Genomic DNA, 21,828 nt, shown 5'->3' on the forward strand with positions numbered 1-21,828 from the left:
TTTAAATTACATCTTATCTTCGACCCAATCCCAGAATTTATCTACATTTAATTTAGAAACACTAGAGAATGGTAAGAAAGATACATTTTCTTGTGATAGATCCAAACTCTTGCTGATTTTTTGCTTAATCTGACTTGCTTCCATCTTTTTCAACTTATCCATCTTCGTTGCTACAACCAAGATTGGAATATCGAGATAGAGAGCATAATTAAACATATTGATATCATCAGCAGTTGGATTGTGACGTGCATCAACTAAAAGAATTAATCCCTTTAAATCGGCACGCGTTTCAAGATAATCTTGAATCATTTCACCAAAAGCAGCTCTTTGCTTTTTAGAAACTTTTGCATAGCCATAACCTGGTACGTCAACCAAATACAACTCATTATTAACCTTATAAAAATTAAGAGTTTGAGTCTTACCTGGTTGTTGGGATGTACGGGCTAGTTTACGGCGATTAACAATCGTATTAATCAAACTAGATTTACCAACATTAGAACGGCCAGCCAAGGCAAATTCTGGTAAATCATCTTTCGGATACTGTTTTTCAGAAACAGCACTAATGACAAATTCAGCATCTACGACTTTCATTATTTAGTCGCCTCACTCGTCTTTTCAGCCTTATCCTCTTTATAGGTAATCTTAGGCTCTGCATGCTTAGTAATAACATCCTTAGTAATTTGGACTTCTTGGATGTTATCATCACTTGGTGTACGGTACATTACATCCATTAATGAATTTTCAACAATAGAACGTAAACCACGTGCACCCATATGACGACTAATAGCCATATCTGCAATAGCTTGTAGGGCTCCATCCGTAAATTCAAGGTCCACATCGTCAAGTGACAATAATTTCTTGTATTGTTTTACTAAAGCATTCTTTGGTTCAGTTAAAATTCTAATTAAGTCCTCAGTACTCAACTTATCAAGAGTAGCAATAATTGGAATACGTCCAATAAATTCAGGAATTAAACCGAATTTAACCAAATCTCCAGTTGTAAGATTCTTTTGCCAGTCATCTACATCTACTTGGTTAAGGCCATTTTCTGCGCCAAAACCAATTGTTTTCTTACCAAGACGGTTTTTAACGATATTTTCAATACCATCAAAAGCACCACCGACAATGAATAAGATATTAGTAGTATCAATCTTAATCATTTGTTGTTGCGGGTGTTTACGTCCGCCTTGAGGAGGAACAGAAGCAATAGTTCCTTCTAAGATCTTAAGTAATGACTGTTGTACCCCTTCACCGGAAACATCACGAGTAATTGAAACATTTTCTGCCTTTTTAGAAATCTTATCAATTTCGTCAATGTAGATGATTCCGCGTTGGGCACGCTCTATATCATAGTCGGCATTTTGCAACAATTTGAGCAAAATATTTTCTACATCTTCACCAACATAGCCGGCTTCAGTCAAAGTAGTAGCGTCCGCAATAGCAAATGGAACATTCAAAATTTTAGCCAAAGTTTGAGCTAAATAAGTTTTACCCGAACCAGTTGGTCCAATCAAAGCAATATTTGATTTTTGCAACTCAGTTCCAGTGCTATCAATATCCATTTGACTGATACGTTTGTAGTGGTTGTAAACAGCAACGGAAAGCACCTTCTTGGCTCGATCTTGACCAATTACGTACTCATCCAATTGCTTTTTAATTTCCATTGGCTTAGGTAAATCTTTAGTTTCTTTAATGGAATCTGCTTTTAATTCATCATCAATAATTTTCTTAGAAAGATCGATACATTCATTACAAATGTAGACTCCATTTCCAGCCACAATTTTTTTAACTTGTGACTGTGGTTTACCGCAAAAAGAACATTTTACTTCTTCTTGCTCAGTAATTTCGTTAGCCATCAGCCATCCTCCTTTTCACTTACTTTATGTCAAAATAAGCTTAGCAGTTCACTTTAACAGAGTAAAGAAAAAAGCGACTGTCATAGCCGCCCTTTTCTTAAACTAGTTATCAACTATTATTTATCAGCCTTTTTGTCGTCTTCTTTGGTTGACTTCTTAGCAGTTGATTTCTTAGTAGCTTTCTTAGCAACTTGCTTTGCCTTGTCAGCTACTAAATCAATAGCTTTTCTAATAGCAATATCATGCTTAAGCATATCATCACTCAAGCTACGACGAACAACTTTTTCGTCCATGTTGTAGTCGTGTGCTAAGTCTTTGATTTCTTGCTTAATTTCATCAGCAGTTGCGTCAAGTTTTTCTTTAGCAACGATTGCTTCCAAAACAAGGTTAGTCTTAACACGTTCTGCAGCACCCTTAGCTAATTGTTCACGCAATTGAGCTTCAGTAGTACCAGTTAACTTGAAGTAAGTTTGTGGGTCAATACCTTGACGTTGCATGTTGCCTAAGTATTGGTTCAATTGATTTTGAACATCTTCGTCGATCATTGCTTGAGGAACTTCATCAATGGTTGCATTTTCAACTGCACCCTTGATTGCAGCATCTTGGATAGCGTCTTTTGCGTCATCTTCCTTGTGCTTCTTCAAGTCTTTCTTGATCTTATCTTTTAATTCATCAAGTGATTCTACTGAATCATCAACATCTTTAGCAAACTCGTCATCTAACTTAGGTAATTCTTTAGATTTCACTTCATGAATCTTAGTAGCAAAGTGTGCTTCTTTACCAGCTAAGTCTTTTGCACCGTAATCTTCTGGGAAGGTTACAACAACATCTACATCATCGCCAGCTTTGTGACCAATAAGTTGATCTTCAAAACCAGGAATGAAAGTACCAGAACCTAATTCTAATGAGTAGTTTTGTGCACTACCGCCATCAAATGGCTTACCATCAATAGTACCAGTGTAGTCGATAGTAACAGTATCGCCTTGAGCAGCCTTACCGTCTTTCAATACTAATTCAGCATTTTGTTCACGGCGCTTGTTTAATTCTGCATCTACGTCCTTAACTAAAACGCGAGTGTTTTGCTTAGGAACTTCAATACCCTTGTAGTCACCTAACTTAACTTCTGGCTTAACAGAAACAGTAGCCTTCATTACCCAAGGCTTGTTCTTATCCATTGAAACTGGAGTAATTTGTGGTTGGCCAACTGGGTCAATACCAGCTTCTTTAACAGCAGCAGTGTAAGCTTCTGGTAAAACGATGTTTAAAGCATCTTCGTAAAGAGCTTCTTCACCGTAAAATTGATCAAAAACAATACGAGAAACGTGACCTTTACGGAAACCAGGTACACGTAAGTTCTTCTTAACACGTTTGAAAGCTTGATCTAAGCCCTTTTTTACTTCTTCTTGTGAGATTTCAAAAGTTAATTCACCGGATGTTTTACCGGTCTTTTCCCATTTTACAGACATTAATTAAATACCTCCGATGTCAAATTTGGGTTTGCTATTGCACACTTAACTATCTTACCCTAAACCTTGCTAAAACACAAATCCAGAGAGAAATTTGTTAATTTTTGTATAAAAAAAAGATGTATCCTAAGATACATCTTTTTTAAGAAAGTTTGGAATTAGTCAAGGATTTCAGTAACTTGACCAGCACCAACAGTCTTACCACCTTCACGGATAGTAAACTTAGTACCCTTTTCAATGGCAACTGGCTTGATCAATTCAACAGTGAATTCAACGTTATCACCAGGCATAACCATTTCAGTACCTTCTGGCAATTCAATCTTACCAGTTACGTCAGTAGTGTGGAAGTAGAATTGTGGACGGTAATCTGAGAAGAATGGAGTGTGACGACCACCTTCATCTTTGTTCAAGATATAAACTTGACCCTTGAAGTTCTTGTGGGTTTGAATTGAACCAGGTGCAGCTAAAACTTGACCACGTTCAACTTGATCACGGTCGATACCACGAAGCAATACACCAACGTTATCGCCGGCTTCACCAAGGTCAAGAGTCTTGTGGAACATTTCCAAACCAGTAACAGTTGACTTTTCAATCTTGTCAGTTAAACCAACGATTTCAACTTCATCGCCGACCTTAACAGTACCACGGTCGATACGACCAGAAGCAACAGTACCACGACCAGTGATAGTAAATACGTCTTCAACTGGCATTAAGAATGGCTTGTCAGTATCACGTTCTGGAGTTGGGATGTATTCGTCAACAGTTTCCATTAATTTTCTGATAACGTCTTGTTGTTCTGGGTCACCTTCAAGTGCCTTCAAAGCTGAACCACGGATAACAGGAACATCGTCACCAGGGTAATCGTATTCTGATAACAAGTCACGTACTTCCATTTCAACTAAGTCGATCAATTCTGGATCGTCAACTAAGTCAACCTTGTTTAAGAATACAACGATGTATTGAACACCAACTTGACGAGCAAGTAAGATGTGTTCACGAGTTTGTGGCATAGGACCATCAGTTGCAGCAACAACCAAGATAGCACCATCCATTTGTGCAGCACCAGTAATCATGTTCTTGATGTAGTCAGCGTGACCTGGAGCATCCATGTGAGCGTAGTGACGATTCTTAGTTTCGTATTCTACGTGAGCGGTATTAATAGTAATACCACGTTCCTTTTCTTCTGGAGCAGCATCGATTTGTGAGTAATCTTCAGCTTGTGCCAAACCGTCTTCTGCCAAAACAGTAGTAATAGCTGCAGTTAAAGTGGTCTTACCATGGTCAACGTGGCCGATAGTACCAATGTTAACGTGCGGCTTAGTTCTTTCGTAATGTTCTTTTTCTGCCATTAATATGACCCTCCTGTAAATTTGCAAGAAGTCCGTTGAGTAAGTAACGGATAATTCTCTGTTGATTATTATACTACTTTCAAAGGTAAAAGCCTAGCTCGTACCCCTTTGAAAATATCCTTTATTGATTATACTAGATCCACAGAAAATGTAAACCTTTTTTACTCAATATCGGCACTAAAAATCAGAATTTGTTGCTTTTTCATATGCCAAATATTCATATATTTTATTTAAAAGTTTCTGATTAGCTCCGCCCTTCTTTTGCTCAAGATAATTTCTAAAATCATGAGCAAATTGATCCGGATCTCTAATATAATCATTTAAACACGGATATAGCATCCCTAAACAAACATTCATTTCACCAATCATTATTGGCAGTTTGCTTGGATCCTGTCTAAAGTAATCCGCTAAGCTAACACAAACTTCACGATAAATTGGACTTTTTTCAAGTAAGTCCGTTTCTTTAGGAATAAATTCTTTTAATTCTCCTAAAATGTAAACTTGAACTTTTTCGCTGTATCCAAGTTTTATTAAATCTTCACATAAGGATAAACGCAAAGCAAAATTAGGAGATGGATCCATTAAAATACTTTTTGCCAAATTAGTAAAGTTTTCTGTACTTAAGCAATATAAAAGTAAATAATCTTTTTCTTGAATATATTTAAGCTGTTTAAAATTTTTCATTATTTCTAACTGCTTAATTTGACTAACCGGTTCAATTTTTACTGGTAGTTTTTTTTGCAGTAAGTACTCAAGTTCAGCCGCTTCAATTGCATAATGCTGAAAAGCTAAAATTTTAAGATAAGTATCATATACTCTTTGATTAGAAAAAAGGTCAGGCTCTTCCTTAATCAAGGAATATGCCTGATCTCCCTTCTCTTGGCTTAAATATATTTCACATAACTCACAAACAATATCTGAATCATGACCTAACCGTAAAGCTTCAAGTAAATATTGCTTAGCTTGTGGTAAATCATTGTGCTTTTTAGCCTCTTTTGCTAAAAGAAGAAAGTTATCTTGACTTGCATGTGACATTAAGCTTTTGCCTTCTTTTGTTCTGAATCTTTTTTATAATTATTTTTTCTAACTGGCCGTTTCTCAGAATTATTTTCTTGATTGTTTCGTCTAGCCATTGCACGGTGTCTATTTTGATTAACTTCCATTACAACTGGTAAAACAACTGGACGACGTCCTGTTTGCTTGTAAAGATATTTTTCAACATTATTACGAACATCTTGCTTTAATTCAGTCCAATCAAATTTCTTATGTTCAAAGTTATTGTTTATTGCTTCTTTAATTACATCAGCAGCGCCATTCATCAAGGCATGGTTAGCCTTAATGTATACAAATCCTCTAGTTGAAACACGTGGTTCTGAGATGATCTTCTTTTTCTTTCTGTCAATAGTAACTGCAGCAATGAAGACACCGTCATCAGATAGAACTTCCCGGTCTCTTAAAACGATGTTTCCAACATCACCGACACCAGAACCGTCAATCATGATATCTTCACCAGGAACAGCATCTGTACGATAGAAACGTCCCTTTTCTAAAGCATATGCATCCCCGTTATGTGGTAGGAAAATATCCTTCTTATTCATACCTGCTTCAATGGCTAAATCTTTATGGATCTCAAGAAGACGGTATTCACCAATAACTGGAATTAAGAACTTAGGCTTAAGTGTATCAATTAACATTTGTAAGTCACGGCCAGTGGCATGTCCACTTGTATGCTTATCTCTACCGAGTTCTTTAACTGTTCCGCCAGCACGATAAATCATATCACTAGTTTGGGCAACCATAGTTTCAACTGAGTGTGAAGGAGTGGTAGCGATGAAAACTAAATCACCCTTTTTAATCTTAATCATACGGTGACGATTAGTTGACATCTTTTGAAGGGATTTAAGTGGTTCACCCATCCGACCAGTTTCTAAGATTACTAATTCATTGTCAGGAATCTTCTTTAAGTCCTTACTGTGAACAAGTAATCCTTTAGGTACGTTTAAGTAACCTAATTTCATTGCTGTATAGACAATCTTACCAGCATCTCTACCTGTCAAGAAAACATGTCTTCCAGTGGCAGCCGCTGCTTGGAAAATCTCTTGAACACGGACTATATTTGATGCTTTTGCTGCAGCAATGATTCGACCATCATAATTCTCAAAAATATTGTAAATGTATTTTTCAATACTAGTCTGACGATCATTTGGGAAGTTTGCTTCAGCATTAGTGGAGTCACTAAGAAGTGCGAGGACGCCCTTTTGGGCAATTTCAGATAAACGAACAAAATCAGTTCGATAACCCTTTTTAGCTGATGGATCAAACTTAAAGTCACCAGTGTAGACAATTTCTCCTTCTTTAGTGGAAATATCAATTCCTAAAGAATCTGGGATTGAGTGCGTAGTCTTGAAGAAAGAGACATTTGCATTTTTAAATTCAATTTCTGTGTCAGCGTCAATAACATGGAACAAGTCATTTTTACGACGTCTATTTTCACGTTGAACAGCGATCTTAGCCAATTCAATAGTTAATTTTGAACCAAAAACAGGAATATCGTGATCTCTTAAAATATATGGAAGAGCACCGATTGAGTCAGCATGACCATGAGTTAAAAAGATACCGGCAATTTTATCGGCATAATCTTGGAAAAATTGTAGGTCAGGAATAACAACGTCAATTCCTAATAAAGATGAATCAGGATACTTCAAACCCGCATCCATAATAAAAATTTCGTCTTCTACTTGAACAGCGTACATGTTTTTACCATTTTCACGTGCGCCACCCAAGATCATTATCTTAATCTTTTGTGACATTTTTTTGCTTCTTTCTATATTTACTTAAATTATTTATGGATCTTAATGATCAAAACGAAGTTAATCTAATTAATTTTACCATATAGTAGTATGAATTTGAAAGGAACAAAAAAGCTACTCTTTAAGATAAAGAGTAGCTGAGGTTTAGGAATTATTAGAATTAACGACGTAAACCTAACTTGTTGATTAATTCACGGTAACGTTGAATATCTTTGTTCTTCAAGTAACGAAGTAAGTTACGACGGTGACCAATCTTCTTAAGCAAACCAACGTATGAGTGGTGGTCTTGCTTGTTAGCCTTTAAGTGGTCGTTCAAGTTGTTGATATCACTAGTTAAAAGTGCAACTTGAACTTCTGGAGAACCAGTATCGCCATCGTGACGTGCGTATTCTTTGATTAATTCATCTTTCTTTTCTTTTGAAATAGCCATTAGAAAAATACCTCTCTTTTAAATAATTGCCATTAACAACGTTAACCGTCGGCGGCGGGAAAACAGCGTCAATGGTTCCAACAGATATTAATAATACATGGAAGTTTTTAAAAAAGCAAGTCCAAATTACCTTGCACCAACGGCTTGTATTAAGTATAATTAACGAGTAAATCTATTTTATCGAGGTGATTTTGATGCCACAAATTAAATCAGCAATTAAACGTGTTAAGACTAATGCTACTGCTAACAAGCGCAACGCTGCTGAATTAAGTAAATTGAGAACTGCCGTAAGAAAATTCAACGAAGCTGTTGAAAATGACGCAAAAGATGTCCTCGATTTAGAAGTTAAAGCTGCACGTGCTTTAGATAAGGCTGTTTCTAAAGGTCTTATTTCTAAGAACAAAGCTAACCGTGATAAATCACGCTTATCTAAAAAGGCTGCTAACAAGTAAATTATTTACTTGACACCTGATATTAGGCAAAATAAAAGCTCGGAGTTTTCCTCCGGGCTTTTTTGTTGTCTAAATTTTTAATAAAAAGAGCTTCAAGAACTCATCCCCATGATAAGTTCCGTTTTTGTAGCCAAAATCAAGTTCAATCGCCTGTTTTAGCAACACTGTTAATTTACTTAATGAGACTTTATTTTCAAGGGCTAATTTTACTCGATATGGATTCACTTTTAACTCTTTAGTAATTTGATCTTTACTCCACCGTCTATTCTGCAAAACTTTAACACAAGTCAAAAATTCAAGTTGAGATTCAAAAATAGCTAGTAGCTGAATTGCACTTGCGCCTTCTCGTAAATGATCCTCTAAACGTTGAGTAGCCTCCTGGTATTTTTTATCAAAAGCAGCTGTTAATATTTCAAAAATATTTTCTGAAAGAGAACGATCAATATTTTCATTAATTAGTGTTTCCGTGATCCTTTTATCTTCACCAACAATATTTTTTAATTTTACATAGTTACTTAAAGAGACATCTAAAACTTGGTCACTTCTTTGGATCAATACTTGAAGCGCCATATTAGTAATTTGATATCCTTCTTCTTTACTTATAGCCTTAATTATTCCACTTACTTCATAAGGCTTAAAAGTAGTTTCAATCACATTAACATGTTCAAGCAAAAGTTTACTAATCTTTTTTCTACGATCAATTTTTTCATAATTAGCCACAAAAACAACTACATCCTCTAAATCACCTAAATGTTCAACGATTTTAGTTAATTTTTCAACTTGTTTTTTAAACTTTTGTGGTACTTTAGCCATTAAAAAGAAAGGATTCTTAATAACAACAACTTTCTGGTTACTGAATAAAGAAGACTCGGTTAAAGTTGCCATCAATTCATCAAGTCCATCTTCAAGGCAGTCTACAATCACTTGATCAAGTTCAGAAAAAGATTTTTGATTGAGATAGTTGCGAACCAAATAATCATTAAAAAATGAATCTGGTCCTTGAATCAAAAGATTAGAATTCTTAGGATTAGTCTGTTTAAAAAGAGAGATTAATGTCATTTTGTATTTCCTTTATAAAAAGTCGTAATCTTATCACCTTGAAATGGTGAGTAATTCCAAGTAATTGTACCACTATCTTGCGTATTTAAATATGGAATACCTAAGTCTTTCAATGTTTTTAAAGTTTCTTGATGGGGATGTCCAAAACGATTATTGCGTCCTGAAGAAATAAAGACTAGGCGTGGATTTAACTGCTTTAAAAAATCTGGATCGCTAGAAGTTTTACTACCATGATGTCCTAATTTAAAGTAATCAACTTGGAAATTATAGTGATTTTGTATCTCTTTTTCTCCTTCTCTGCCCAAGTCCCCAGTAAAAAGCCAGCGTCTATTTGCTAACTTAAAAGTTATAGATAAAGAATCCTCATTCTTCCCTAAGCCCGGTTTAAAAGGATAAACCACGTCAAAGTCGATCGCGCCTTCTCTAACTTTATCGCCTACAAGAAGTGGCATCAGTTGCACATCATTTAAATGATTACTTATTTTCTTCATAAAAGACTGATTATCAGTCAAACCTTTAGCAAAATATAGCCGATTTACTGGAATTTGATCTAGCAACGCCTTTAAATCACCAATATGATCTGCATCTTGATGACTTAAAAAGACTCCATCAAGATGATCAATTCCCTGCGCATATAAAAATGGAATAGTGATCCGATTTAACTGCGGCTCACTTTTTCTTTTACCAAAATTTAGCTTTCCACCTGTATCTATTAAATATGTTTTTCTATTTAAGGGCGTCGTAATTAAAATGCTATCCCCCTGTCCTACGTCAATAAAAGAAACTTGTCCTTTTAGTGGAAAATGAATCAAACAAAAAAAGCTAGTATATGCTCCAATTAAAATTACTCTTAACTTCAATTTCTTTACTGTATTCTTAGGCATAATAATCAAAAACAAAGTCACAACTAATAAAAATATAGTTTGAAACCAATTTACTTGCCCAAAAGTTATTAATCCCACCTGCTTATCAGCAATAAAATTAGTTAAGTCCGCAATGACTTTAAAAATTGGTTCACTTATTTTGACAATATCTGGTAAACACCAAAATATAAAAATCACAATAAAGGTTAAAGGCAAAAGAATAAAATTAAAAATTGGAACAATCAAGAAATTATAAATGATAGTTAGAAAGTTAATCCGATAAAAATTATGTAATAGAATTGGTGTAATTAATAAATTGAGAACTATATTTTGTTTAACTTTTTTAAAATCCTTGCTTATTTCTAATCCAAAGACTAACAAATAACTTAAAATCGCCCCACTATTTAAAAATAATAGTGGGTTAAATATGAGATGAGTTAACGCTACTATTCCTAATTTATCTCCGCTACTAATCATAATCTTTTTTCTTTTAAAGAATACATTCCAAAAGTAGCTTAAACTTGCCCGCACAAAACCAGCCTGAAAATTAGAGAGTAAGATTTCTATTATTAAAAAAAGAACACAGAAAATCGTTAGCTCTTCTTCTGTTCTTTTCATAATTGTCCCAAGCCACATAATTCCCAGAACATATAAACTTACGTGCAGACCAGAGATACTTAACAAATGGATAATTCCTAAGTCACGATAACTATTGAGTAAAACCTTATTTTCCGGACTAGGATTTTGTGCTAGAACCATTTCATTGGCAAAAAATCTTGTGAACTGGGGCATTTTTTCAAAATAATCGATCAGTCGCTTACGTAAAATATGAATCCAATCAAAAATAGTAATTTTCTTAGGATAAAGCTCATAGCTTTCAAGTTTCACTCTTTCCCTTATTTTTTTACTACGATAATACTTTTGGTAGTCAAATTCACCTGGGTTAGTTGCTGGCATAATTTGTTCTACTTTTGCCTTGTAGTTTACTAAATAACATCCCTCAAAGCGATTTAATTCTTTTTCAAGTGACTTGTTTATACTTCCACTAATTAAAACTTTATTCTTTCCAATTCTTCCCTCCCCATAGAAAAATTGGTCACTCACCTTCACCTGATCACTATATATTTGAATTGGTTCTCCAATTTTCGTTTCACTTGTTTGCTGATTAAGTAAAGTTATAAGAGATATTATTCCTAAAAACAAACCCAGTAATTGTCGATACTGAGGAAATTTATAAATGAGCAAGAAGCAGAAAAAAAGCAAAAAAATTACAGCTACAACTCTTTGAGCAAAAGAAGTAGCTTGCAAAATTAGAAAAGTAACTGAAATACATCCCAAACTAAGTAATAAATAGAATCCGGGAGCATAAAAACTAGAGAGCCAATTGATCTTTAAGCTTTTCAAAAGTCTTTTCACCAATTCCTGTCACTTTAGTTAAATCTTCAATTTGTTTGAAACCTCCATTTTGATCGCGATACGCAATAATTTGTTCTGCTTTCTTCTGACCCACTCCATTTAATTTCTGTAAATCTTCAACTGTTGCAGAATTTAAATGGACCTGCTCAGAATTTGAACTAGTAGAATCTGAAGCAGATGAGTTAGTAGTTGTTGTATTTCCGACTGCTGGCACATTCTCTATTTTTTCACCAATGTGGGGGACATAAATTTGATCTTGATCTTTTAAAAGAGCTGCTCGATTTATTGCTCTTGTCTCTGCCTTATCGGTTAAGCCGCCACATACTTTTAATAAATCATTTAAGCGTGCCCCATTTTTCAAGGTATAAACTCCACTATGTTTAACAGCTCCAGCAATATCTACAGTTACAGTATTTTGTTTAGATGGGCTATTAACGCCAGTAGCAGAAGGAATGTTATTACTTTTATTTTTAGAAAAATCTGTTGATTGGTTCTTATTATTTTCACTTAAAACTTGGCTGTTATTAATTGCTGGCTGATTATTTTTTTGAATAAAATATCCACCAATTAAAATCGTCGCAATAATTCCAATTACTAGTCCTTTCTTTTCTAAGATGAAGCCTTTTATTTTTTCAAAATCCATTTTTATCACCTCATTATTTATTACGAAAAAAAGCAGCAATTTTTTGCTGCTTTTTTCTTATTTTTCTAAATAATTTAGTGCATCTTCAAATCGAGCTACGGGTACAATCTTCATTTTAGTATGAATTTTCTTAGCAGTTTTTACTGCTTCTGCATAGTTCGTTTCACTCTTTTTAACTCCCGCTGGTTGATCAGTTGGAGCAAAGAAGACTTTCATTCCCTGTCGACTAGCTGCTATTACTTTCTTATCAACGCCGCCAATCATTCCTACTTTTCCTTGATCATCAATCGTCCCAGTCCCTGCTATCTTTTTAGAACTAAGATTTTTTCCGGTAAATAATTGATAACATTCGAGCGTAAACATTAATCCAGCTGAGGGTCCACCAATATCTTCCGCATCAATTTTTACTGCAGGCTTTGTTACTACTCGCGTATGATCTACAAGTTGAATACCGATTCCGTAACGGTTAGTTCCAGAAAGTTTTACCGTTTCACCAGAGAAAGTTAGGTGTTTTTTTTCTCTAATAACTTCAATCTTTACCTTACTCTTCTTTAAAGAAGAAACATATTTAATTAATTCTTGACTAGAATTGAATTTCTTACCATTTACGCTAACTAATACGTCTCCTACCTTCAACTTATTCTTAAAAGTTGAATTACTCATTATTTTCATTACGTAAACGCCTAAGAACTCTTGACGATGCGGAACGTTTGCCTTCTTAGCCGCATAGTAAATAGCATTATTTTGACTAGTTTCCATGTAATACTGCTGCATTTGGTTATATTCGGCACTAGTCGATGTTCCCATTAATTCATCCTTTGAGTAGCGACTATCTGCTGGCCTCAAAAAACTTGTCAAATAATCAATCATTACCGCCGGTCGTTCGCTTACGGTTACCAAATAAAAATTAGGATTAGCCTTTCTAGTACTTTTTACATATTTACTAATCTGAAAAGCTTCACCAGGAGCTTCAATATAATATTGCGTTGGCCACAGACAAAATACAACTGCTATTAAAAATGCTGCTATTCCTAGCAGCCAAAACTTTAATTTTCTATTTTTTTTCATTATTTCTATTCCTCAATTTTTCTTCCAATGCAGCTGCGACTGGTTTTGGAACTAAGGTTGAAACATCCCCACCAAAAAATACAGTTTCTTTAATCATACTAGAAGAAATAAAACTATCTTCTGGGCGAGTAAACAATAAAACTGTATTTAAATCTGGATCTAATGTCTTGTTGATTCCAGCTATATCACGCTCGTAGTTAAAATCGGCTGTATTTCGCAATCCACGAACAATTGCACCTGCACCAAGTTCATGTGCTACTTCCACGGTTAACTCGGCTGGTCGAGCAATAACTTCAACTTTTTCGTTGTTTTCAAAAACTTTTCTCGCCAATTCTAAACGTTCTTTTTCATTAAAAAGATACTTTTTACTAGTATTAGTCATAATTACTACATACAATTTTTCAAACATATGAGATGCACCTTCAATCACCTCAACATGTCCATTAGTTATTGGGTCAAAACTTCCGGGAAAAATCGCCTTTGTCATTTTAATCTCTTTCGTAAACCTTTACCTTCGTTCGTCCTAACTGATGATCCTTAATAATTGAAAAGCCAGAAACCTCTGGTAATTCATCATGTTCATCTGTTTCCGCTACAACAAGCGCTTTCTCATTTAATAGATTATTCTCAAGCAATTTCGTCATAATCTTTACAATTTTTTGTTTAGCATAAGGTGGGTCAAGAAAAACAAGATCAAATTTCTTACCCTCATCCTGCAAAATTTTAATTGCGCGATTATCACTACGCTTTAAGACTCTGAATCTTTCTTCTTCCTTGGTGAGTTCAACATTTTTTTTGATAACTTGGCATGCCTGACCACTAATATCTACTAAAACAGCCCCATCATAACCCCGAGAAACAGCTTCAATTCCTAAGGCACCACTGCCGGCATATAGATCGAGTACTTGGCCGCCATCAAAAAATTGCCCCAAAGAATTAAATAAAGACCCTTTTACCTTATCACTAGTTGGTCGAGTGGCATTACTCTTCAATGTATGTAAATTACGCTTAGCATATTTTCCTGCAATAATTCTCAAACTCGTAAATCCTCGTTTTCTTCTCGTAATTTTTCAGCTTCTTCTTTTAATTCCCGCATCATTTTTTCCTCGTGTTCAGCAGAGAAATCGAGCTCATCAGTTTTTGATGTTTCCACAGACTGCACATAACTTTTGCTTTTGAGCTCTGCAATTGTCTTAGCTGCGTATTGTGAACTGACATATAAAATCACATACTTATTTTTACGTGAAAAATAAATAATATTACCAAATCTACGCAACTTATACTGATCGCTAATTTGATTCAGCCAAACAATTATCTGCGTACGGGGAGTCATTTTTTCATTTGACTCATCCTTAAAAACCAAACTCAAAGTACACTCCTACTTTCTACTAATGCTTTCTTTTCAGCAGCTGAAATATTTAAGACTAAACCTAAAGCGGCAGTTAGTACAATCATTGATGATCCCCCATAAGAAATAAATGGTAAGGTTACCCCAGTAATTGGCAATAATCCTAAAACTGCCCCTACATTAAAGAGCGTTTCTGTAAAAATCATGGTTACAACCCCGAAACAAACTAAAGCATTAAATTGTGAATCGGCATGAATTCCTACTTCCATAATGCGCCACATTAAAAAGAATAATAAGGTAATAATCACAATGGCGCCAATTACTCCTAACTCTTCAGCGGTAATAGATAAAATGAAATCAGTATATGGTTCAGGTAAGTAGCCTCTTTTTTGCATACTATTACCTAATCCAACACCAAACAAACCACCATTATGAATTGCATAATAGGAGTTTACCAACTGTGCACCACCTGTTTTTTCTAGCTTAAAGGGATGGGCAAAAGCGAGCAACCGCTGAAATTGATAGGAATCTTTGATGAATCCTGGGGTCCAAAACAATAAAATTGCCATCAATAAAACAATTCCTAGCAGTAATCCTACTAACCAATAAACGGCTAATCTTGTGGGGATTCCTGAGACACTATACATGACAAAAACAATCATAAATAGAATTGCTGAACCACCAAAGTCAGGCTCTAAAATTACCAAAACAATCATCAAAAATGAAATTACAGTTGGCCCAAATAAATTATGCCAGATTTGTCCCGGAATAAACTTCCCATCTCGTCTTGACAAGACAAAAGCCAAATAAAGAACTAGAGATAATTTGGCTACTTCCACTGGCTGAATATTAATAAATCCTAAATCAATCCAACCAACAGCACCATTAACAGCAGCTTTTCCATGACTAACAATTTTTAGAACGATTAAAAACATTAACATCAAAAATGAAATTCCTAAGTAGGACATAACAAATTTTCTGTTTTTGAATACTCCTAATTTTAAAGCAAAACAAGGAATTCCAAAGGCTATAAATGCTGCCAAGAAATATATAATCTGTCTTTTCATGTATACACTCGGTGAAAAACCATTTACTAATAAAATGTCCGAGCTTGCTGAATAGACCATAATAACCCCGATAGTTGACAAAATAAGATATGGGATCAAGATGCTATAGTCTAAGTATCTTAGTTTTTGTCGCACAATATATCTGCCCCTTTAGTTAAATAATCTTTCTTATTATATCACTACCTCTGCATAACAAAAAAAGTAGCTCAATAAATTGAGCTACTTTTAAAAATTAAATAAGAAATAAACTATTTGTTACGTTTCTTATCTGCCTTTTTTCTTTCGTTAGTGTTTAAAATCTTCTTACGTAAACGAATACTTTCTGGAGTTACTTCACAGTATTCATCATCGTTCAAGAATTCAATAGCTTCTTCCAAAGTCATAGTCTTAGGAGTCTTAATTGAAGCTGAGTGGTCCTTACCGGCAGCACGGGTGTTAGTTAAGTTCTTACCCTTAGTTACGTTAACAGCAATATCACGTTCACGTGATGATTGACCAACAATCATACCTTCGTAAACTTCAACACCAGCACCGATGAATAATTCACCACGTTGTTCAACTGATTGAAGTGAATAAGTAGTTGATTGACCTTGGTTGATTGAAACTAAGGCACCGTTACGACGACCTGGTTCCCAGTTCTTAACAACAGGCTTGTATGAATCAAAAGTATGGTTCATAATTCCGTAACCAGCAGTTTGAGACATGAATTCGTTGTTGTAACCGATCAAGCCACGTGATGGAACTAAGAATTCAAGTCTAGTTTGACCGTTACCAGTAGATTCCATATTCTTCATTTCACCTTTTCTTTGTGAAAGAGAGTCGATAACAGAACCCACATAAGCATCTGGAGTATCTACTTGAACTGCTTCAAATGGTTCACACATTTGTCCATCAACTTCACGGTAAATAACTTTAGGACGTGAAAGTTGTAATTCGAATCCTTCACGACGAAGTTCTTCAACTAAAATTGACAAGTGTAATTCACCACGACCAGAAACAGTCCAGGCATTTAATTGGTCAGTTGGTTCAACCTTCAAAGAAACATCAGTACGAGTTTGACGAATTAAACGGTCTTCAAGTTTCTTAGGAGTAACTTGATCACCTTCACGACCAGCAAATGGTGAGTCGTTTGCAACAAAGTCCATTTGAAGAGTTGGTGGATCAATCTTAAGAAGTGGCAATGCTTCAGGCTTGTCAGCAGAAGCAATAGTTTCACCAACATAAATATCATTAATACCAGAAATAGCAATGATATCGCCGGCTTTTGCTTCTTGAATTTCGTTACGCTTCAAACCGAAGTAACCAAATAATTTAGTAACACGGAAGTTTTGAGTTGAACCATCACGTTTCATAACAGTAATGTTGTCACCAACTTTAACTTTTCCGCGGTAAATACGTCCTACACCGATACGACCTACGTAGTCATCCCAATCAAGCATAGTGATTTGGAATTGTAATGGTTCATCAGAATTATCAACTGGAGCAGGAATGTTCTTAACAATAGTATCAAAAATAGGATCCATTGTTTCTTCTTGCTTAGCTGGGTCTGATTCGTATGAAGAAGTACCGTTTAAAGCAGATGCGTAAACAACTGGGAAATCAAGTTGTTCATCACTAGCACCTAATTCGATGAATAATTCAAGAACTTCATCCAATACTTCCTTTGGACGAGCACCTGGACGGTCAATCTTATTAATAACTACGATTGGCTTAACGCCAGCTTCCAAAGCCTTCTTAAGCACAAAACGAGTTTGTGGCATAGTACCTTCGTAAGCATCAACAAGTAATAAACATCCGTCAACCATGTGCATGATACGTTCTACTTCACCACCGAAGTCAGCGTGTCCTGGTGTATCCAAGATGTTAATAGTAGTATCACCGTACTTAACAGCAGTGTTCTTAGATAAGATAGTAATACCACGTTCACGTTCAATAGCATTGGAGTCCATAGCACGATCTTCTAGATTCATGTGCTCTGGCAATGTATCTGATTGTTTTAACAATTGGTTAACCAAAGTAGTCTTACCGTGGTCAACGTGTGCGATAATGGCAATATTTCTAATATCGTCTCTTCTTTGCAAAAGAAATTCCTCCCCGAACTTCATAAAAAAACTGTGACTCCAGTCACAGCCCTTTTACGCAAAAATAATAATGCAGTTATTGAAGCTTTATATCTCTATAGTTTCGTTTTACAATTCTACTCTAAAAATATAATGTCGTCAACGGAAGTACAAGCTGTGAACTGTTTATTTTTAACAAAAATATTATACCAAAAACTTCGGTCGTTGCCGTCTTTTCTTTCAATTGTTATTATAGTTTATAGTAAATTATTTAATTAAGGAGATATAATTTTGATTTTAATGCATGATATTACGCGCGATGGCAATCCAGTTTTAAGACAAGTTGCTAAGCCTTTAACTTTTCCATTATCCGATGAATACAAAAAATTAGCTGACGACATGATGCAATACTTAATCAACTCACAAGATCCTAAGATTGCTGAAAAGCATCAATTAAGAGCCGGTGTTGGTTTGGCTGCTCCACAAGTTGGTGAAAGTGTTCAAATGGCTGCTCTTTTAGTTCCAAACGACAAAGGTGAAATCATCTTTAAAGAAGTTTTTGTTAATCCTAAAATTCTTTCTGAATCAGTTAGAAGAACTTGTCTTGCTGAAGGAGAAGGCTGTTTAAGTGTAGACAAAGACATTGAAGGATATGTTCCTCGTCCTGACAAATTAAAAATTCGTTACTACACAGTAGATGGTGAAGAAAAAACTATTCGCTTAAAAGACTATCCAGCAATCGTTGCTTCCCACGAAATTGATCACTTAAATGGTCATTTATTCTATGATCGCATCAATAAGCAAAATCCTTTTGAATTAGCAGAAGATACAATCGTAATTTCTTAAAATTAAACTTTTAATTTTCTATTAGGCGTTAGAGCAAGATGTTCTATCGCCTTTTTCCATACTATATATGAAGTAAATTGGTATACTTAAAAGCAAGTTTATGATAAAATTTTAATAGCTATGAATTTCTGCAAGTTTATGCAGAAGTTTTTTTGAACGTTTTAAATATAAGGAGATTATAAGAAATGATCTACAAAGTTTTATACCAAAAAGACCAGATCGTTAATCCAAGAAGAGAAACCACTAAGACTCTTTTTTTAGAAGCAGATAATGTAGTTGCAGCAAGAACTATGGTTGAGGATAATACCCCCTACAACATTGAACTCATCCAAGAATTAACTGGAAATTCCCTTGCTTACGAAAAGCAAAGTCCAGATTTCAAACTGACAACTTTTGATTCTAAGGATAACTAACGACCTTGAAATTAAAGAATAACGAAGTCGGCGTTTACGCTATAGGGGGTCTAGGCGAAATCGGCCGTAATATGTACTGCGTTGAGTACCAAGATGAAATTATCATCATGGACTGCGGTATCAAATTCCCTGAAGACGATATGATGGGAATTAATTATGTTATCTCAGACTATTCCTACTTAGTTAAGAATAGAAAAAAAATTAAAGCATTAGTTGTTACGCACGGACATGAAGACCATATCGGTGGAATTCCTTACCTTTTAAAGAAAATTCCTGAAATTCCTGTCTATGCTACTCCATTTGCTTTAGCCTTAATTCGAGGAAAACTTGATGAACATGGAATTTTAAACTCTAGTGAACTTCATGAAGAACATGAAGATACTGTTTTAAAATTCGATAAATTATCAGTAAGTTTCTTCAGAACCACTCACTCAATTCCAGATACTCTAGGAATTGCAGTTCATACTCCTGAAGGAGCCGTTCTATTTACTGGAGACTTTAAATTTGACTTAACTCCAGTTATGAATCAACCAGCTCCTGATTTCCAAGAGATGGCTAAGCTTGGAAAAGAGGGCGTCTTAGCCCTTTTATCTGACTCCACTAATGCAGAGGTTCCTACATTTACAAAGTCAGAAAGATTTGTTGCTCATTCATTACACGATATCATTACTGGAATTAAAGGCAGAATTATTTTTGCCACTTTTGCTTCCAATCTTTACCGTGTATCAACTGCGATCAAAGCCGCTGTTGATACCGGAAGAAAAGTAGCTATCTTTGGTCGTTCAATGGAAAATGGGGTTCAAAATGGTATTGATCTTGGCTACTTAGATATTCCTGAAGGAACCTTAGTTGATGCTAATGAAATTAACCATACTCCACCAGAAAAGGCAATGATCTTATGTACTGGTTCTCAAGGTGAACCTCTTGCTGCTCTTTCAAGAATTGCAGATGGAACTCACCGTCAGATTTCATTACAACCAGGCGACACCGTCATCTTTTCTTCCAATCCAATTCCAGGTAACACTATTAGCGTTAACCACCTAATTAATAAGTTAACTGAAGCTGGTGCGAATGTTGTTCACGGCAAGATTCACAATGTCCACACTTCTGGACATGCTGGCCAAGAAGAACAAAAAATGATGATTGAGTTAACTAAACCTGAATACTTCATTCCAGTTCATGGTGAATATAGAATGCAAGTAGTTCATACTGAAACTGCTCAATCTACTGGTATGCCTAAAGATCATACTTTTGTTCTTAAAAATGGGGATGTCCTTGCTTTGACAAGAGATTCTTCTAGAATTGCTGGTCACATTAATATACCAGATGTCTTTGTTGATACTTCTGGTAGCGATGATGTTGGTAATATCGTTGTTCGTGACCGTCAAATCTTAGCTGAAGAAGGTCTTGTAGTAGTAGTAGCAACTGTTGACTACAAGCACCAACGCGTTCTTGCAGGGCCAGACATTTTGAGTCGTGGTTTTGTCTACATGCGTGAATCAACAGAATTGATTAGTCAAGCTCAGAAACATGTCTACCATGTTCTTAAGACAGAAATGGCGAAAGATCCACAACCGAAAGAAAATGAAATTAGAAAGGCAATTATTGAGAATCTTCAAGATTTCCTATATTCAAAGACTGAAAGAAGACCAATGATTCTGCCAATGCTAATTGAAAAGAAATAAAATAAGCCCCAAATGGGGCTTATTTTTATATTACATAGGCACAAAATAATGGGAAAGATTCATTTACTTGTAAACCTAAAATCTGGGAGCAACAGAGGCGACAAAGCTCTCAAGCAAATTGAAACTGTACTTAAAAATTAAAAAATGGACTATGACATTCATATCTCCAATTATCCGGGACAATTGGTTCCACTTGCAACCAAGGTAGCCAATGAAATTAGTTCCGGAACTGAATATGCTATTGTAGTTGGTGGCGATGGTTCTCTAAACCAAGCATTAAATGGTGTAAAATTCCGAACAGCCTAACACTCCCCTTGCCTACTTCCCAGCAGGCACTGGAAATGATTTTTCTAGAGCAGCTAAACTTGAAACAGATCCTCTAAAATTGATTAGACATCTAAAGAATAATCCGACCGTTACTAAAGTAGATTGCGGAAAATACCATGATCTAATTAACGGTGAGATGAGATACTTTGTTAACAATTTAGGAATTGGTTTTGATGCTTATGTAGTTAATAAAACGAACCACTCAAAACTAAAAACTAAATTTAATAAAATTAATATAGGTAACTTAACTTACGGAATTAATATTGTTCAAGCGCTCAAGGGACAAGATAATTTTAAAGTCAGAGTTTCGACTAATGGTCACACCTCTTACTATGAACACGCCTATTTAGTTACTACTACTAACCATTCCTATTTCGGTGGCGGCGTACCAATCTTACCGATTGCTAGCATTCATAATTACCAATTAGATATTGCAATTGTAGAAAAGCCAAATTTGGCAAAATTTATTTATCTATTTTCCAAGTTACTCATCAATGGATCACATATGAAAAGTAAACAATTTTATTATTTTGAATCCTCTGCAATTGAAGTTAAAACTGATGATCCTGAGTACGATCAACTTGATGGAGAAGAACTATCAAAAAGAAAGTTTCATCTAAAATTTTAAGTGGATCATTTTGATCTTTTGCAATAAACGACAAATAGCCAG

20 protein-coding genes and 1 pseudogene are annotated in these 21,828 nt (G+C 35.1%); 5 read left to right on the forward strand and 16 right to left on the reverse strand.

The window, feature by feature from the left end:
- Nucleotides 1–6: 6 nt before the first annotated feature.
- The 7 genes from yihA to rpsO all read right to left on the reverse strand — a co-directional run bounded on the left by yihA (nucleotide 7) and on the right by rpsO (nucleotide 7,911).
- A complete protein-coding gene (yihA, locus tag CP370_RS00125) occupies nucleotides 7–591 on the reverse strand; it encodes a ribosome biogenesis GTP-binding protein YihA/YsxC (protein WP_012846331.1) in 585 nt (194 codons plus the stop codon).
- Complete coding sequence (gene clpX, locus CP370_RS00130; RefSeq protein ID WP_087712876.1) at nucleotides 591–1,856, reverse strand: ATP-dependent Clp protease ATP-binding subunit ClpX; 1,266 nt, start codon at nucleotides 1,854–1,856, stop codon at nucleotides 591–593. Before clpX ends, yihA begins: the two co-directional genes overlap by 1 nt.
- A gap of 116 nt (nucleotides 1,857–1,972) precedes the next feature.
- Nucleotides 1,973–3,322, reverse strand: coding sequence for a trigger factor (tig, locus tag CP370_RS00135; protein WP_012846333.1), 1,350 nt, complete (start codon nucleotides 3,320–3,322; stop codon nucleotides 1,973–1,975).
- Nucleotides 3,323–3,480: 158 nt separating this feature from the next.
- On the reverse strand, nucleotides 3,481–4,671 hold the full coding sequence (gene tuf / locus CP370_RS00140; protein ID WP_004894320.1) for an elongation factor Tu: 1,191 nt from the start codon (nucleotides 4,669–4,671) through the stop codon (nucleotides 3,481–3,483).
- A 177-nt stretch (nucleotides 4,672–4,848) separates the two neighbouring features.
- Complete coding sequence (locus CP370_RS00145) at nucleotides 4,849–5,706, reverse strand: hypothetical protein (RefSeq protein ID WP_087712875.1); 858 nt, start codon at nucleotides 5,704–5,706, stop codon at nucleotides 4,849–4,851.
- The gene (locus CP370_RS00150) at nucleotides 5,706–7,481 is read right to left on the reverse strand and encodes a ribonuclease J (RefSeq protein WP_087712874.1); all 1,776 of its coding nucleotides are present in this window, start codon (nucleotides 7,479–7,481) and stop codon (nucleotides 5,706–5,708) included. Before CP370_RS00150 ends, CP370_RS00145 begins: the two co-directional genes overlap by 1 nt.
- A gap of 160 nt (nucleotides 7,482–7,641) precedes the next feature.
- Nucleotides 7,642–7,911: a 30S ribosomal protein S15 gene (rpsO, locus tag CP370_RS00155; RefSeq protein ID WP_012846336.1), complete on the reverse strand. Its 270-nt coding sequence runs from the start codon at nucleotides 7,909–7,911 to the stop codon at nucleotides 7,642–7,644.
- Nucleotides 7,912–8,105: 194 nt separating this feature from the next.
- Here rpsO and rpsT point away from each other — a divergent pair, with 194 nt between their 5' ends.
- Complete coding sequence (gene rpsT, locus CP370_RS00160) at nucleotides 8,106–8,363, forward strand: 30S ribosomal protein S20 (RefSeq protein ID WP_004894312.1); 258 nt, start codon at nucleotides 8,106–8,108, stop codon at nucleotides 8,361–8,363.
- A gap of 69 nt (nucleotides 8,364–8,432) precedes the next feature.
- On the opposite strand, the gene holA is transcribed toward rpsT, so the two are convergent.
- The 9 genes from holA to typA all read right to left on the reverse strand — a co-directional run bounded on the left by holA (nucleotide 8,433) and on the right by typA (nucleotide 17,932).
- Nucleotides 8,433–9,422 carry a DNA polymerase III subunit delta gene (gene holA / locus CP370_RS00165; protein ID WP_087712873.1) on the reverse strand — a complete coding sequence of 330 codons (990 nt, stop codon included), beginning with the start codon at nucleotides 9,420–9,422 and terminating at the stop codon, nucleotides 8,433–8,435.
- A complete protein-coding gene (locus tag CP370_RS00170; RefSeq protein WP_087712872.1) occupies nucleotides 9,419–11,701 on the reverse strand; it encodes a DNA internalization-related competence protein ComEC/Rec2 in 2,283 nt (760 codons plus the stop codon). Before CP370_RS00170 ends, holA begins: the two co-directional genes overlap by 4 nt.
- Nucleotides 11,658–12,344, reverse strand: coding sequence for a helix-hairpin-helix domain-containing protein (locus CP370_RS00175; RefSeq protein ID WP_087285280.1), 687 nt, complete (start codon nucleotides 12,342–12,344; stop codon nucleotides 11,658–11,660). Before CP370_RS00175 ends, CP370_RS00170 begins: the two co-directional genes overlap by 44 nt.
- Before the next feature lie 57 nt (nucleotides 12,345–12,401).
- On the reverse strand, nucleotides 12,402–13,412 hold the full coding sequence (locus CP370_RS00180; RefSeq protein ID WP_087712871.1) for a SepM family pheromone-processing serine protease: 1,011 nt from the start codon (nucleotides 13,410–13,412) through the stop codon (nucleotides 12,402–12,404).
- Complete coding sequence (coaD, locus tag CP370_RS00185) at nucleotides 13,399–13,899, reverse strand: pantetheine-phosphate adenylyltransferase (RefSeq protein WP_087285282.1); 501 nt, start codon at nucleotides 13,897–13,899, stop codon at nucleotides 13,399–13,401. The genes CP370_RS00180 and coaD overlap by 14 nt, the downstream gene beginning before the upstream one ends.
- A 1-nt stretch (nucleotide 13,900) precedes the next feature.
- Complete coding sequence (gene rsmD, locus CP370_RS00190; RefSeq protein ID WP_087712870.1) at nucleotides 13,901–14,449, reverse strand: 16S rRNA (guanine(966)-N(2))-methyltransferase RsmD; 549 nt, start codon at nucleotides 14,447–14,449, stop codon at nucleotides 13,901–13,903.
- The gene (locus CP370_RS00195) at nucleotides 14,446–14,781 is read right to left on the reverse strand and encodes a YlbG family protein (protein WP_087712869.1); all 336 of its coding nucleotides are present in this window, start codon (nucleotides 14,779–14,781) and stop codon (nucleotides 14,446–14,448) included. Before CP370_RS00195 ends, rsmD begins: the two co-directional genes overlap by 4 nt.
- The gene (locus CP370_RS00200; protein WP_012846344.1) at nucleotides 14,778–15,962 is read right to left on the reverse strand and encodes an FtsW/RodA/SpoVE family cell cycle protein; all 1,185 of its coding nucleotides are present in this window, start codon (nucleotides 15,960–15,962) and stop codon (nucleotides 14,778–14,780) included. The genes CP370_RS00195 and CP370_RS00200 overlap by 4 nt, the downstream gene beginning before the upstream one ends.
- A gap of 113 nt (nucleotides 15,963–16,075) precedes the next feature.
- Nucleotides 16,076–17,932, reverse strand: a complete 1,857-nt coding sequence (gene typA / locus CP370_RS00205; RefSeq protein ID WP_012846345.1) for a translational GTPase TypA — start codon at nucleotides 17,930–17,932, stop codon at nucleotides 16,076–16,078.
- Nucleotides 17,933–18,178: 246 nt separating this feature from the next.
- On the opposite strand from typA, the gene def reads away from it, so the two are divergent.
- The 4 genes and pseudogenes from def (at nucleotide 18,179) to CP370_RS00230 (ending at nucleotide 21,786) form a co-directional block, all read left to right on the forward strand.
- Nucleotides 18,179–18,733 carry a peptide deformylase gene (gene def, locus CP370_RS00215; protein WP_004894291.1) on the forward strand — a complete coding sequence of 185 codons (555 nt, stop codon included), beginning with the start codon at nucleotides 18,179–18,181 and terminating at the stop codon, nucleotides 18,731–18,733.
- A gap of 185 nt (nucleotides 18,734–18,918) precedes the next feature.
- The gene (locus CP370_RS00220; RefSeq protein WP_004894289.1) at nucleotides 18,919–19,146 is read left to right on the forward strand and encodes a DNA-dependent RNA polymerase subunit epsilon; all 228 of its coding nucleotides are present in this window, start codon (nucleotides 18,919–18,921) and stop codon (nucleotides 19,144–19,146) included.
- 5 nt (nucleotides 19,147–19,151) lie between these two features.
- On the forward strand, nucleotides 19,152–20,831 hold the full coding sequence (gene rnjA, locus CP370_RS00225; RefSeq protein WP_012846346.1) for a ribonuclease J1: 1,680 nt from the start codon (nucleotides 19,152–19,154) through the stop codon (nucleotides 20,829–20,831).
- A gap of 144 nt (nucleotides 20,832–20,975) precedes the next feature.
- Nucleotides 20,976–21,786, forward strand: a pseudogene (locus CP370_RS00230) (diacylglycerol kinase family protein).
- The last annotated feature ends 42 nt before the right edge of the window (nucleotides 21,787–21,828 follow it).

The sequence above is a fragment of the Lactobacillus sp. UMNPBX19 genome (assembly GCF_002553805.1).
GTDB lineage: Bacteria > Bacillota > Bacilli > Lactobacillales > Lactobacillaceae > Lactobacillus.

Bases quoted from the DNA above. Each gene is read 5' to 3' on its own strand.
- yihA (WP_012846331.1), bottom strand. From the start codon at position 591: ATGAAAGTCGTAGATGCTGAATTTGTCATTAGTGCTGTTTCTGAAAAA.
- clpX (WP_087712876.1), bottom strand. From the start codon at position 1,856: ATGGCTAACGAAATTACTGAGCAAGAAGAAGTAAAATGTTCTTTTTGC.
- tig (WP_012846333.1), bottom strand. From the start codon at position 3,322: ATGTCTGTAAAATGGGAAAAGACCGGTAAAACATCCGGTGAATTAACT.
- tuf (WP_004894320.1), bottom strand. From the start codon at position 4,671: ATGGCAGAAAAAGAACATTACGAAAGAACTAAGCCGCACGTTAACATT.
- CP370_RS00145 (WP_087712875.1), bottom strand. From the start codon at position 5,706: ATGTCACATGCAAGTCAAGATAACTTTCTTCTTTTAGCAAAAGAGGCT.
- CP370_RS00150 (WP_087712874.1), bottom strand. From the start codon at position 7,481: ATGTCACAAAAGATTAAGATAATGATCTTGGGTGGCGCACGTGAAAAT.
- rpsO (WP_012846336.1), bottom strand. From the start codon at position 7,911: ATGGCTATTTCAAAAGAAAAGAAAGATGAATTAATCAAAGAATACGCA.
- rpsT (WP_004894312.1), top strand. From the start codon at position 8,106: ATGCCACAAATTAAATCAGCAATTAAACGTGTTAAGACTAATGCTACT.
- holA (WP_087712873.1), bottom strand. From the start codon at position 9,422: ATGACATTAATCTCTCTTTTTAAACAGACTAATCCTAAGAATTCTAAT.
- CP370_RS00175 (WP_087285280.1), bottom strand. From the start codon at position 12,344: ATGGATTTTGAAAAAATAAAAGGCTTCATCTTAGAAAAGAAAGGACTA.
- CP370_RS00180 (WP_087712871.1), bottom strand. From the start codon at position 13,412: ATGAAAAAAAATAGAAAATTAAAGTTTTGGCTGCTAGGAATAGCAGCA.
- coaD (WP_087285282.1), bottom strand. From the start codon at position 13,899: ATGACAAAGGCGATTTTTCCCGGAAGTTTTGACCCAATAACTAATGGA.
- typA (WP_012846345.1), bottom strand. From the start codon at position 17,932: ATGAAGTTCGGGGAGGAATTTCTTTTGCAAAGAAGAGACGATATTAGA.
- CP370_RS00220 (WP_004894289.1), top strand. From the start codon at position 18,919: ATGATCTACAAAGTTTTATACCAAAAAGACCAGATCGTTAATCCAAGA.